Genomic DNA, 13,280 nt, shown 5'->3' on the forward strand with positions numbered 1-13,280 from the left:
ATCGGCGCGATTATACCTCTACGCGCCCAAAGCGCAAACATCAATTTGCAGAAAAACGGATTTGTACAGTAAAGCTCTTTACCTATAAGGGCGATACTGCAATATTGCTCCGCCCAATACGCCCGACGAGATTCACCGATGCAGACAATTCCCCCTAGTCAAAATGCCAAGCGCAGCGTGCTGTCGGTAAGTGACCTGAATCGGGAAGTTAAACATCTTCTGGAAAGCAGTGTACCCCTTCTATGGATCAGTGGGGAGATTTCCAATTTTTCCATACCCAGCTCCGGGCACTGGTATTTTAGCCTTAAAGATGCGCGGGCCCAGGTGCGCTGCGCCATGTTTCGCGGTCGCAATCGCAGTGTCGCCTTTCGGCCACAAAACGGTCGCGAGGTTTTAATTCGGGCCAGGGTGAGCCTGTACGAAGGGCGCGGAGAATTTCAGCTGATTGTTGAGCATATGGAGGAGGCCGGCTTTGGCGCCCTGATGCGCCAGCTGGAACAGCTCAAGGCAAAACTGAATGCTGAGGGCCTGTTCGACACAAGCAGAAAACGCAACCTCCCGTTTTTGCCAACCAATATCGGCATCGTCACTTCACCAACAGGAGCAGCAATACGGGACATGATCCACGTACTGGACAGGAGACACCCTTCTGCAAAAATTGAAATCTGGCCGGTAGCCGTTCAAGGCCAGGGTGCCGCTCAGCAAATCGCGGCGGCGATTGAAAAAGCGGGCCGCAGTGGTCGCCACGATTTATTAATTGTCGGTCGCGGCGGAGGTTCCCTGGAAGACCTCTGGTCTTTTAACGAAGAAATAGTCGCCCGCGCACTGGCCGCAAGCCCTACTCCCACTATTTCTGCAGTCGGTCACGAAACCGATACGACAATTGCAGATTTAGCCGCAGACCTGCGCGCACCAACCCCTTCTGCCGCAGCGGAAATCGCCAGCGCCAATGCTGCAGAAATTTTACAGCGGCTCGATCAGGTCCAGCGCAGATTGCACCGCGCTATGGACAACCAACTGAAGCATTTATCCCAACAGGTTCAATTGCGACGCAACCGTTTGCGCCACCCCAAGGAGCAGCTCCTCAACCAAGCCCAACGCCTGGATCATTTGGAGATACGCCTGGTAGCAGCTTGCCAACAGCAAATCCAAAGTCGCAAATCCCAATTGGACTCCGCCTCCAGAGCTTTTGCCCACAACCTACCGACACACCGACTCGACAACAGTCGAAAGCAGTTAATCCAACTCAAGGGAAACCTGGAACGTGCGATACAACTGATATTACAGCGCGGCAGCGACAAACTCTCCCACGGGGCCCAATTACTCCAAAATATCAGTCCCCTGGCAGTATTGCAGCGAGGTTACGCCATTGTTCTGGATTCAGAAAATTGCGCAATTCGCGATAGTTCAGAATTAAGTACCGACCAGCAAGTCCATATTAAACTGGCCAAAGGGAACTTCACTGCAGAAGTGAAAACCATCGAAGACTAATTTCTTTAACAATTGAAGAGCGCAAATCAAGCGACACTATAATAATTTAGGTAGAGTGCCTTCGGAGCAATATATGGATAGTGAATCTACTACTATCCACCTCAACCAGTGGAGCTTGATACTACTTACAGTATTGTTACTCGTCGTTGCAGCCTGCACGGAACCAGAGCGAGACTCTGGAGTAGCCGAATCAGTCACTATGTCAGCCGCCGAAGCGCAGGATGCCGACAAGCAGGCGCGGCAGCTGCCCGAGGTAACTCCCGCTAAAGAACAGCAAGTCAACTACATCGAAACCGGTGACCTTAGGGACATAAGAAAACACGGCACAATTCGGTTCGTTAATTTAACCGGCGCTTCCGAAGATCTGTTACCTCGTGACGATGTCGTGAGTCTCCGTCACTTCGAACTTGCCAACAAGTTGGCCAAACAGTTGAAGCTGGAACCCAAGTGGATAAAAGCTGAAACGCCCGACGACGCGGTGCAAATGCTGATTGATGGCCAGGCAGATGTAATCGCCTATAACCTGACTGTCACTGACGCTCGCGAAGAAATCATTGACTTCACGGTTCCTCTTCGCCATTCGCGGTTAGTACTCGTCACTGGCCCTGAGGGTCCAGATATTTCAGATGCCAGCAAATTAAAGGATATGGAATTTGTTATCCCCGACGGCTCCTCCATTAAAGAAACTGCAGAACAACTTGTTGCGGAAAATCCCAACGCAAACCTAACCATCCAGGAAATTGATATCAACGGTAACCGAGATACCCTGCTGGATATTATTAACGGTAAGAAGAATCGCGTTGCTATTTTGGAAGATTTTTCAGCCCAGGATTTGCGCAATTACCGAGACGACATGCGGATTGGTGCAGATGTGTCTGAAGTGCAAAATATTGCCTGGGGCGTACGCAAAAATTCCAAACGCCTGCATACCACTATTGATAATTTTTTGACCCGCAACTTAGTAAAATCCCAGGAAGAACGCATTACCGACTGGAAGGGTATTAAAAAGTCGGGCGTAATCAGACTGCTCACCTATAACGGGCCAACAACTTACTTCTTATGGAAAGGGGTATTAATGGGGTTTGACTACGACTTGGCCCAGGCTTTTGCCAATAAACACAAACTTCAACTCCAGGTTATTGTTGTTCCCTACGAAGAAGACCTTGCTGACTGGCTAAGGGCTGGTCGCGGTGACTTTGCCGGGGCCGAACTCAATATTACAAGCGCCCGTGAAGACCAGGGTATGGTATTCACCCAGCCCTATGTCGAATCCACAGACCAGATCGTTAGCGGTGAAGGGAGCCCTCCCATTACCCAAATTCAGGATTTAAATGGTCGTAAATTAACCCTCCGTGCCTACTCTTCATTTATCGAAACAGCTGAAACACTGAAAGAGGCTGGTATTGATGTCGATATCCGTGTGGCACCGCCAGATATCTCCCAGTCACAAATTTTCTCATTAATCGCCGATGGGTTGGTAGATGCAACCATATCCCATTCCGGTCGAGCCAAAATTGAGGCATCCGTTCAGCCAGAACTGGTACTCGGAACCCTTATCGGTGATCCACGCCCACAGGGCTGGATGGTATTAAGGCAAAATTGGCACCTGATACAGAACCTGAATAAGTTTTTGAGAAATTACAGAAAAACAGACCAGTACAAACAACAGTACCAGGCTTATTTTGAGCCAAATAAAAGGTTTACCCAGCGAGTAAGTTCCCGTGTAATACCGGGAGAAAACCTCTCTCCTTACGATGAACTGGTCAAGGAATCTGCTTTTAAATACGATTTTGACTGGCGCATGATTGTTGCTCAAATGTGGCAAGAGAGTAACTTCAACCCCAAAGCCGTGTCGCCGGTTGGTGCTCAGGGTTTGATGCAGGTAATGCCTGCCACAGCAGAAGAAATGGGCTTTCCCCCACCGCTATTCGAACCGGAAAGAGGTATTAAAGCGGGAGTAAAATATATGGATTGGGTACGCGACCGCTTTAATCCCGCACTGCCTACCGTCAACAAACTCTGGTTTACCCTTGCATCTTATAACGCGGGATACGGGCACTTGCTCGATGCCCAACGATTGGCAGAGCAACTCGGACTGGACCCTAATGTATGGTTCGACAATGTTGAAGTGGCCATGCTGAAACTGGCCCAACCCCAGTATTTTAAACGTGCCCGGTATGGTTATGTCAGGGGTTCCGAGCCGGTACAATATGTGCGTAACATCAGTAACCTCTACAAAGCCTACGTAGAGATGATGAGCGATGATGTCACACTGCTCCCCCCTCTGCGAAGAATAAAAGCAAAAAGCTATTGCGCACCAGGGGATGTACCAGAAGGCGTTACCCATCGCGCACCTAGTTATTCATCACCCTAGGCGCGCAAGGTTCCAGTACCCACTTTTTACAGAGTTAAAATTACTTTGCCGGTAATAGTGCCGGACTCCAAAAGCTTGTGTGCATCAATTACCTGATCCAGCGGAAACTGGGCCGCTATTTGGGGGCAAATTGTCCCCGCTTCGATCAGGGGCCAGACCTTATCCAATAGCGCTTTTGCAATAGCGGATTTCACTTCTGGCGAGCGGGCTCGCAAGGTTGAACCGGTTAAAGTGAGTCGCTTCAACATAACCGGCATCATATTTACTTCCACCTTAGCACCGGCCAGGTAAGCAATATTCACTATTCTGCCGTCTTTAGCGGCCACGCGAATATTGCTGTTGATATAGCTCCCCCCCACCATATCCAAAATAACATCAGCACCGCGATCATCCGTCGCCTCGCGTACAACGGATACAAAGTTCTCTTCCCGATAGTTAATCGCCCTCTCTGCGCCCAAGGCCACACAGGCTGTGCATTTATCCTCTGTTCCTGCAGTGGCGAAAACCCGGGCTCCAAAGCTGCGCGCCAACTGGATCGCCGCAGTACCAATACCCGACGAGCCGCCATGAATTAATATAACCTCCCCCTGCTTTAAACCGGCGCGGTCAAATACATTGGTCCATACGGTAAAAAAAGCTTCCGGCAGAGCTGCCGCCTCAATTAGAGAAAGGTTTGCGGGGATCGGCAGGCACTGTCCCTCCGGGGCTACTGCATACTCCGCATAGCCACCGCCATTGGTCAACGCACAGACTTGGTCCCCCACTTGCCAGCGCCCAACCTTTTCCCCAACTGCGACAATCTCACCAGCCACTTCTAATCCCAATACCGGCGATGCCCCGGGAGGCGCAGGATAATTCCCTTGGCGCTGCACAATATCCGGACGATTGACCCCGGCAGCCGCGACGCGGATAAGCACCTCGTCAGAACCGGGAGTTGGCTTGTCCATCTCCTGTAACTGCATCACTTCAGGCCCACCAAATGTAGGCAGATCAATAAACCGCATCGTCTTTCCCCCTTCCACCTTCGCTACTATTTCCATCCTGACGACACAAGATTACCAAAGATTCCCAATCCATTTTCATTCAACTTGATCCCCAATAAAAAACGGCCAGGTCCCTGCGCAATTTGATATTGCGGCGGGACCTGGCCGTATAAACACCTGCAGACCTGGAAAATACTTTTTCAGGTCTGCAAATTTTCAATCGTAATTAAAGCTCGTATATAAACTCCACTCCCATAACACGACCTTTATTCAGCGGGGTAAAGCTGGCACCGATACCACCGAGGGTTAACGGCAGCTGGGTATCATTACCCTCTGTGACTTCATTCAACATGTTTTTACCAAACAGTGAAACTGTGTACTGGCCACTATCAGCCGTATAACCAATGCTGAAATCCAACATCTCCACTTCAGATAACATACCTTCATTATCATCGGTGTAAGGCGCTTCATCGCGATGGTTAAAGTTGATGCGGGAAGTCAGACTTCCATAAGAACCGAGGGACAAGTCGTGTACCAGGCCAATCCCATAGGTCCAGGGCGCCAGGCGGGGAATCTCAAGACCAAGGTCTTCATCATCCACAACGCCGTCACCATTCAGGTCACCTAGCACCTTATCGTAATCGCCATCCACATAGCCGACATTGAAGGTCAACAGCAGGTTCTCACTGAGCGCAGCCATGGTCTCCAGTTCAGCGCCACGAATAGTGGCATCAGCGGTATTTCGAATGATTTGAGCCACACCGGTCACTGCGTCGGCAAGATTCTCCTCCCGCTGCATATCATCAATAGTGTTGTGGAATACAGCCATATTGGTGCGCAGGCGACCGTCGAGCCAATCCATCTTAGCCCCAATTTCAAAGCTGTTCTGCTCTTCCTGATCTGTTACCTGTGGGGTGTAGGGCATTCCTGTAGTCGGATCTATACCGGCATTGCGGAAGTTGTACCCACCACTACGGAAACCCTTGGTCCAGAAGGTGTAAAGCTGAGTCTGGTCTGAAACAGTCCACTGCAAGCCAACTTTCGGAGTGAAAGCATTCCAGCTTTCGCTGTCTTCAAAATCGTAAGCAGCACAGCCATCCAGTGTACAGAGATTCAGTGGAATAGAGGCGATCTTGGCGTCTTTCTCCTCGCTCGAGTAACGCCCACCAAGAGTCAACACCCAGGCCTCATTCAAGTCAATATCCGCCTGGGTAAATACTCCGTAAGTGCTGTGATCCTGTTCACCGCCCCCGGTCCAATCGATAATACCGCCAGCACCATCGGCCAACAGTCGATTTTCCAGGTAAGTAACATCCTGGGAGAACCAGTAAACACCGCTTGTTATCGCCGTGCGACCGAAGCGACCTGCGTAGCGCAGTTCATTACTGATCTGGCTCTGCTCAACACTGGAATCGGCATGGAATCCAAGCACTGGAAGGGAATCGATATCAGCGAGACCTCGGGCTTCATACTCGCGCCAGGCAAGAATATTCGTGATGGTTCCATCACCGAACTCGACGTCTTTATTAAACTCAGTAATGAGCTGGGTCCACTCATCGTTTTGGTAACCCTCTTCGTCCTGGGCTACCTCAAATGAATCCTCGCTGTTGTCCCAATCCAGAATGCCATAAGCCTCGGCAATCTGTGTTGCACTGGGGTATATGTCATAGCCACTTCCATTATCAACAACTAGGGTTTCGTAACCACGGTTTTGGGCGACAACCCCATCGGAGTCCATGCGCCCATGCTCCATCCGCACAATAAGCTCAGCCGTTTCATTGAGTTGAACACTGAAGCTTGGGCGAATAAACCAGCTGTCAGAGGCACCAGCATTGTCATTGCCGGTGGCAACATTTTCGAACCAGCCGCGGTCATCGTTGTAGTAAACCGTCAAGCGACCATTAACATCCTCAGAGATGGCACCATTAATTGAACCCGCAGTCACCACATCAAGGTTATCCGTTGTGGATACCTTGAACCGGGCAGAGAATTCATCGGTGGGGCGCGCCGTTTTAACTACGACAGCACCACCGGTAACATTGCGGCCAAATAGCAGACCCTGAGGACCACGGAGAACTTCGATCCCCTCCAGGTCAAACAGATCTGTGACAACACCTGCGTTCACACCGAGGTACATACCATCGACAAATACCCCTACCGTGGGATCAATCGATGGGATGGAGCTGTTCACTCCAAGACCACGCACAGTAAAGTTTGCAGTGTTTTTTACGGTACCCACATCCTCCAGCTGAACGTTGGGCATTTTGAAAGAAAGGCTTTGTAAATCCCTGGTTTGCAGAGCCTCCAGTTGATCACCGGAATAGGCGGTAGCCGCTACCGGAACCTCCTGAAGTAATTCTGCATCTGCACGCTTACGTGCAGTAACCTGCACTTCTTCCATAAGCGTGCCGACTGCTCCCTCTGCGGCATAACTGGGGCTGATACCACTGGCTAACCAAAGAGTTGCTACGGAACAGGCGGAAAGCAGAGCAGAGTGCTGCTTGGGTTTTGACGGACTTCCCATGTTTTCTCTCCATTGTTTTATTTTTTTTATGTACAACAACGGACTTATCGCAATCGGTACTGCCTGGCTCCACCGCTCTACCTCTATAAAGAGGCTCCGACTAAGTGAAGCTCCGATTCAAGACCGCGCTGATAAAGAGGCACAGATTTCGTAGTGAATCTGTGACATGGACAGGTTACAGGCTCGCAACCGTGTGTGGAAGTCTATTTACCGTAAATGTCTGTAAAAATAACTCAATTAGTCTGGAAAGTTCTTTCAACTTGAAGAAAAAAATTAAAGGGACTGGAAAAAATAAAATTATGCACTGTTAAAGGGCGATACTCTAAGTTGCCCTTTAACATAGAAAATTGATTATTTTCAAAAAAGCCAATGACAATATGTATCTAAACCACCCAAAAAACACAAAACTTTTTGTCTATTTTATATTGATGCGCTCTCGGCTCTTTTAGATCCGCCTGAAAGTGCCCTTCTATATTTCAGGTTACCGATGATTCAAAACTAATAAACTCAATTAACCTGGTACACTTAAATACATTAAACTTGACCAATGAGTCCGCCTGAAAAATAAATTTCCACTAAAGCCAGGAGTTATTTCGGTGCAATAGGTGTGTCATCACCACCGGCAGCCACATGGGAAAGTATTTCATTTATTTCCGCTGCATCGAGGGTTTCTTTTTCCAAAAGAGCCCCAGCCAATGCATCCAATTTCTTGCGATTATTTGTCAGCAACTGATCTACTTTCATCTCAATGCCGCTGATCAAAGCAATAATTTCGTCATCGATAATCTCTGAAGTGTGTTCGCTGAAGTCCTTCTGCTGCGCCATCTCGCGCCCCAGAAATATATGTTCCTCTCCCCGGCGGAAAGCAACGGGGCCTAATTTTTCACTCATCCCCCAGTGCGTCACCATGTGACGGGCCAGTCGCGTCGCTTGCTTCAAATCTGCCTCAGCGCCAGTGCTCACCTCCCTAAACACCACCCGCTCAGCGACCCTCCCCCCAAGCATTACGCCGATACGATCACGGAGATAACTGACCTGCATACTGTGATGCTCTTCGGTGGGAATCTGCTCGGTAGCGCCGAGACTGTGCCCCCTGGGGATAATAGTCGCCTTCTCCAAGGGGTCTGCATTTGGCAATAGCGTTGCTACCAACGCATGTCCCGCTTCGTGGTAGGCGATAATCCGCTTGTCCTCCTCACTGATGACCATTTCGCGCTCGCCACCGAGAACCACTTTGTCCCTCGCCCTCAATAAACAATCCATATCCACTGCAGACTTATCTTCTCGCCCCGCCAACAGTGCAGCCTCATTTATCAGATTTTCCAAGTCTGCACCGGCAAAACCTGCGGTCAGGGCCGCGAGCCGCTCCAGATCCACCTTGCCGTGCAATGGGACATCCCGGGAATGAATCTCAAGAATCTCCTTGCGTGCGGCCTTATCCGGAAGGTCCAGAGTAATTTTTCGGTCAAAGCGCCCCGGTCGCAGCAGCGCCGCATCGAGAACGTCGGGCCGGTTGGTTGCCGCAACCACCACCACCGCTTCCTGGGGGTCAAAGCCATCCATTTCTCCAAGGATCTGATTGAGCGTCTGCTCCCGCTCATCGTGTCCGCCACCAACGCCCGTCCCCCGCGCCCGACCGACGGAGTCAATCTCATCGATAAAAATAATTGAGGGGGCATCTTTCTTGGCTTCGGCAAACATATCCCGCACACGGGAAGCACCCACCCCTACAAACATCTCAATAAACTCAGAGCCACTAATACTAAAAAATGGTGCTTCACTCTCACCAGCCAGCGCTTTCGCCATCAGGGTTTTGCCCGTACCGGGAGGGCCCATTAGTAAAATGCCCCGGGGGATCTTCGCTCCGAGCTTGCGATAGTGCTCCGGGTTCTTAAGGTAGCCCGCCACTTCTTGCAGATCCTGCTTCGCATTAGCCAGCCCGGCCACATCATCGAAAGTCACCTGGGACTCACTGCGCTCAAACCGCTTTGCTGGTGATCGAGCAAAACCGAAGGGACTGCCGGGAGCCCCACTGGCCATCTTTTCCTGCATTCGCCGCCCCATCCAAACCAGGAGCCCAATAATCAGTATCCAGGGCAACAGCAGAATTAACATCCGCTGCATAAAGCCCCCTCCCGGGGACTCTGCCAGGATCTCCACTTTTTCCTTTTCCAGCAGGGGAAGCAGTTCGGGGTCCTGAACGGAAGGTAAAATGGTTGTGAAATGCTCTGGTGGTGGGGCCTTCTTTTCTTTCTCGGCAGTGCTTGCCTCCGGCAGTTTGCCCGCCTCCGGCTTAAAAGTGCCGCTGACTCTATCCCCCTCGATAACCACGCTGGCAACTTTGCCTTCGGCAACTTCTTTCTTAAAGTCACTGTAAGCCAACTCAGTCCGCTTGCCGGAAAGCTGCCCGTTAGTGCAATACTGTACAGTCAATATTAAAAGGAAAATCCACAGGAAGTACTGAAGCCAATTCAGTGGCCCTTGCAGCACCGGCTTTCCCGATAGCGGTGAAGGAGACTCCCCCTGCGGCAGCTTTCGCTCTTGGTCCTGCTCGTCCGCCATATATTCTCACTATATCTCTGGAGAAGCCTGCCGCCGGACGATAGGCCGGACCTGGCAATGGGCAATGGAAAAGGTGCGAATCATCGGAATCCCGGTAGAGTAATGAGTATAGTTCGCCGCCAATCACGCCGAGGAATTTAATGCCTCGCCCCTTGATAGCGGGCGCAATCAGTACTCAGGGCAGTATTTTTCAAAGTAAGGCTTGCAAATTGGGGAAAGGCGCGTCAGAATTCGCGCCCTGTCGAGACTGGTCGACCGCTCCCAGAGGGGCTCAGAAACTCGATAAGTTGCGGATTTTTAAGGATTTTTTTTCAAAAAGAGGTTGACGGCAACGAATCAACTCTCTATAGTTCGCACCCATAACGACGCGCTCGTAGCTCAGCTGGATAGAGTACCTGGCTACGAACCAGGCGGTCGGAGGTTCGAATCCTCCCGAGCGCGCCATACAAAGAAAAGGGCTTACGTTTCACGACGTAAGCCCTTTTTTGTTGTAGAACAGCTAGTGCAAACTGCTCTTTGCACAATTTATTCTTCGCGGCCTCGCCCCACCCCAGCAACCCCCATTCACTTTAAGCAATCACAAGCAGCTTCAATGATCCAACAGGGTTAGAAACAATCTCTTTCATTCGTTCCATACAGCGCATAGATATACGTACATCAGTCAGCGGGAGCAATTGCACCAACTGTGCAACCTCCAGATACGTTAATCCATTTTCATCTCGCCAGGGTCGCGTGCTCGACTAGAGATTTCGACATACAAAAGAAAGTTAGGAGTTAACACTCCTCACTTGGGCCCGATCGCATTTGGAAAAGGATTGAAGCCCCCTTCCACCTTTGCAGCCGCGCCTACGTCAAGATAGCAATCAATAGACTGCAATTCATTCATACCTCAGAGAAGAAAACTCCCACCCACGCAGAGCAACAGCAGGACAAACAAGCGCTTAAGCAATCGTGGAGATAACTTGTGGGCCAGGCGTGCTCCAAAACGGGCGAAGAACATGCTGGTGATGGCGATGCCGACCATGGCTGGCAGGTAGATAAAACCAAAACTCCACTGCGGCAGTTCAGGTTGCTGCCAACCAATAACCATAAAACTCAGAGCGCCGACGGCAGCAATCGGCAAACCACAGGCTGAGGAAGTTGCCACTGCTTGCTGCATCGGCACGCTGCGCCAGGTCAGAAAGGGAACCGTCAGTGTGCCACCGCCGATGCCAAAGATGGCAGAGGCCCAGCCTGTTACCCCGCCGGCCGCTGTCAGCCCTAGCTTACCGGGAACAGCGCGGCTGGCCTTGGGCTTGAGTTCCAGTCCCATTTGAATGGCAATGGTGATAGCAAATACACCAATAACCTTTTGTAGCATCGGCCCCTGGATAGCTGCCGCTGTGAAGGAGCCGAGACTTGCACCGAGAAGAATACCCAGGCTCATCCAGGCAAAAGTCGGCCATAGCACCGCGCCTTTGCGTTGATGCTCCAAAACCGAGTTAATCGAAGTAAAGACAATAGTCGCTAGCGAAGTACCCACAGCCAGGTGAGTCAGTACATGCGGATCGACACCCTGGGCAGTAAAACTGAATACAAGCACAGGTACGATGATGATGCCACCACCGACACCAAACAGACCGGCCAGCACCCCAGCCACAGCGCCTAGCAGCAGGTAGAGTAGAAATTCCATAAATTCCTCGAATTAATTCATGCGGGTTTCTTCTGGAAGCAGGCGATGGGGCTGCAAGTCCGCAACCCGTTGCTCAAATGTATTACCCGGCTGGGGACATTGCAGTAAGGTTGCGATATTGGCCTTTGAAATACAGAAGTGGCTGCCTGGCAGCAGCTTTTTGTAGGTTTAACGCCTTCACCTCACCAATCACAATCAGGTGATCTCCGGCGGCGTGTTCAGCATGAATTTCACAATCAAGCCAATGCAGGCTGCCGGCGATAATGGGGTTCCCCAGCGGCGATTCCTGCCATTCGACTTCGCTCCATTTGTCCGCGCCTTGACGAGCAAATTGGTTGGAAATTTTGACCTGATCATCGGACAGGATATTGACCGAAAATCGACCTGCCTGGCGAATTTTGGGGTAGCTGTACGAACTCGACATAACGCTGAATGACACTAATGGCGGGCTCGTCGATACGCTATAAAACGACTGGCAGGTGAAGCCTATCGGCTCACCATCACAGTGCGATGCGATCACCGTAATACCGGAAGCGTAATGCCCCAGTGCTTCGCGAAAGCGCAACGGTTCTATAGCTGTACTAGAAAGTGACATGGGAGCACCTAAATATTGTAGACAGCTAAACCGAGAGCTCTCTTCGGACAATTTCTGCACCTGCACTTAAGGCATTGAGCTTACCGTTCGCAACTTGACGGGATAGAGGCGCCATACCACAGTTCGTACAGGGATAGAGATCCTTAGCATCCACATACTTGAGTGCTTTTCGTATGGTATCGGCAACTTCCTCCGGTGTTTCAATCGTGTTGCTTGCCACATCAATAGCGCCCACCATCACTTTTTTGCCACGAATAAGCTCAAGGAGATCCATTGGAACATGGGAGTTGTGGCATTCGAGCGAAATCAGATCGATATTGGAGTTCTGCAGCTTTGGAAAAGCTTCTTCATATTGTCTCCACTCCGAACCCAGAGTTTTCTTCCAATCTGTATTGGCTTTGATACCGTAGCCATAGCAAATATGTACGGCAGTTTGGCACTTCAGCCCCTCGGTGGCTTTTTCTAAAGTGGCAATCCCCCAGTCATTCACCTCATCAAAAAACACATTAAATGCGGGCTCATCAAATTGAATAATATCAACACCCGCAGCCTCTAACTCACGCGCTTCCTGATTGAGAATTTTGGCAAATTCCCAGGCGAGCTTTTCGCGGCTTTTATAGTGGTTATCGTAGAGAGTATCAATCATTGTCATGGGGCCAGGTAATGCCCACTTGATAGCTTGACTGGTTTGCTGGCGTAAGAACCTGGCATCTTGAACAAATACTGGTTGTTGCCTAGATACTTCGCCAACAACTGTCGGCACGCTCGCATCATAGCGATTGCGGATTTTAACGGTTTCCCGCTTCTCGAAGTCAACGCCGTTGAGGTGCTCAATAAATGTAGTCACAAAATGTTGGCGGGTTTGCTCCCCGTCACTAACGATATCGATACCGGCTTGTTGTTGCTCTTGTAATGTCAGGCGCAAGGCATCCTGCTTACCCTCTTGTAATTGATCGCCCTGTAATTTCCAGGGAGACCAAAGTTTTTCGGACTCTGCGAGCCAGGATGGTTTAGGCAAGCTTCCAGCGCTTGAAGTTGGCAATAGGCGATTCATAAAAAATAATCTTATCTATATTTGT

Annotated in this window: 8 protein-coding genes and 1 tRNA gene; 3 read left to right on the forward strand and 6 right to left on the reverse strand. The window is 50.4% G+C overall.

All coding sequences use genetic code 11. The annotated features are described in order from the left end of the window. Nucleotides 1-138 precede the first annotated feature (138 nt). Both xseA and BTJ40_RS16080 read left to right on the forward strand, forming a co-directional pair. A complete protein-coding gene (gene xseA / locus BTJ40_RS16075) occupies nt 139-1,491 on the forward strand; it encodes an exodeoxyribonuclease VII large subunit (RefSeq protein WP_108734049.1) in 1,353 nt (450 codons plus the stop codon). 73 nt (nt 1,492-1,564) lie between these two features. Then, nucleotides 1,565-3,865 carry a transporter substrate-binding domain-containing protein gene (locus BTJ40_RS16080; RefSeq protein ID WP_108734050.1) on the forward strand — a complete coding sequence of 767 codons (2,301 nt, stop codon included), beginning with the start codon at nt 1,565-1,567 and terminating at the stop codon, nt 3,863-3,865. 26 nt (nt 3,866-3,891) lie between these two features. Here BTJ40_RS16080 and BTJ40_RS16085 read toward each other — a convergent pair whose 3' ends face one another. The 3 genes from BTJ40_RS16085 to ftsH all read right to left on the reverse strand — a co-directional run bounded on the left by BTJ40_RS16085 (nt 3,892) and on the right by ftsH (nt 9,934). Next, nucleotides 3,892-4,869 (reverse strand): NAD(P)H-quinone oxidoreductase, encoded by a 978-nt coding sequence (locus tag BTJ40_RS16085; RefSeq protein ID WP_108734051.1) that lies wholly within the window; start codon nt 4,867-4,869, stop codon nt 3,892-3,894. Between the two features lie 205 nt (nt 4,870-5,074). Continuing rightward, a complete protein-coding gene (locus BTJ40_RS16090) occupies nt 5,075-7,372 on the reverse strand; it encodes a TonB-dependent receptor (RefSeq protein ID WP_108734052.1) in 2,298 nt (765 codons plus the stop codon). Between the two features lie 588 nt (nt 7,373-7,960). Beyond that, a complete protein-coding gene (ftsH, locus tag BTJ40_RS16095) occupies nt 7,961-9,934 on the reverse strand; it encodes an ATP-dependent zinc metalloprotease FtsH (RefSeq protein WP_108734053.1) in 1,974 nt (657 codons plus the stop codon). Nucleotides 9,935-10,301: 367 nt separating this feature from the next. On the opposite strand from ftsH, the gene BTJ40_RS16100 reads away from it, so the two are divergent. Further along, nucleotides 10,302-10,378, forward strand: a tRNA-Arg gene (locus BTJ40_RS16100). A gap of 445 nt (nt 10,379-10,823) precedes the next feature. Here the strand turns inward: BTJ40_RS16100 and BTJ40_RS16105 are convergent. The 3 genes from BTJ40_RS16105 to BTJ40_RS16115 form a co-directional block, all read right to left on the reverse strand. Further along, the gene (locus BTJ40_RS16105; RefSeq protein WP_108734054.1) at nt 10,824-11,606 is read right to left on the reverse strand and encodes a sulfite exporter TauE/SafE family protein; all 783 of its coding nucleotides are present in this window, start codon (nt 11,604-11,606) and stop codon (nt 10,824-10,826) included. An 82-nt stretch (nt 11,607-11,688) separates the two neighbouring features. Beyond that, on the reverse strand, nt 11,689-12,201 hold the full coding sequence (locus tag BTJ40_RS16110) for a flavin reductase family protein (protein WP_108734055.1): 513 nt from the start codon (nt 12,199-12,201) through the stop codon (nt 11,689-11,691). Nucleotides 12,202-12,226: 25 nt separating this feature from the next. Beyond that, on the reverse strand, nt 12,227-13,255 hold the full coding sequence (locus BTJ40_RS16115; RefSeq protein ID WP_108734056.1) for a methionine synthase: 1,029 nt from the start codon (nt 13,253-13,255) through the stop codon (nt 12,227-12,229). Nucleotides 13,256-13,280 lie beyond the last annotated feature (25 nt).

This window comes from Microbulbifer sp. A4B17, from assembly GCF_003076275.1.
Classification (GTDB): Bacteria; Pseudomonadota; Gammaproteobacteria; order Pseudomonadales; family Cellvibrionaceae; genus Microbulbifer.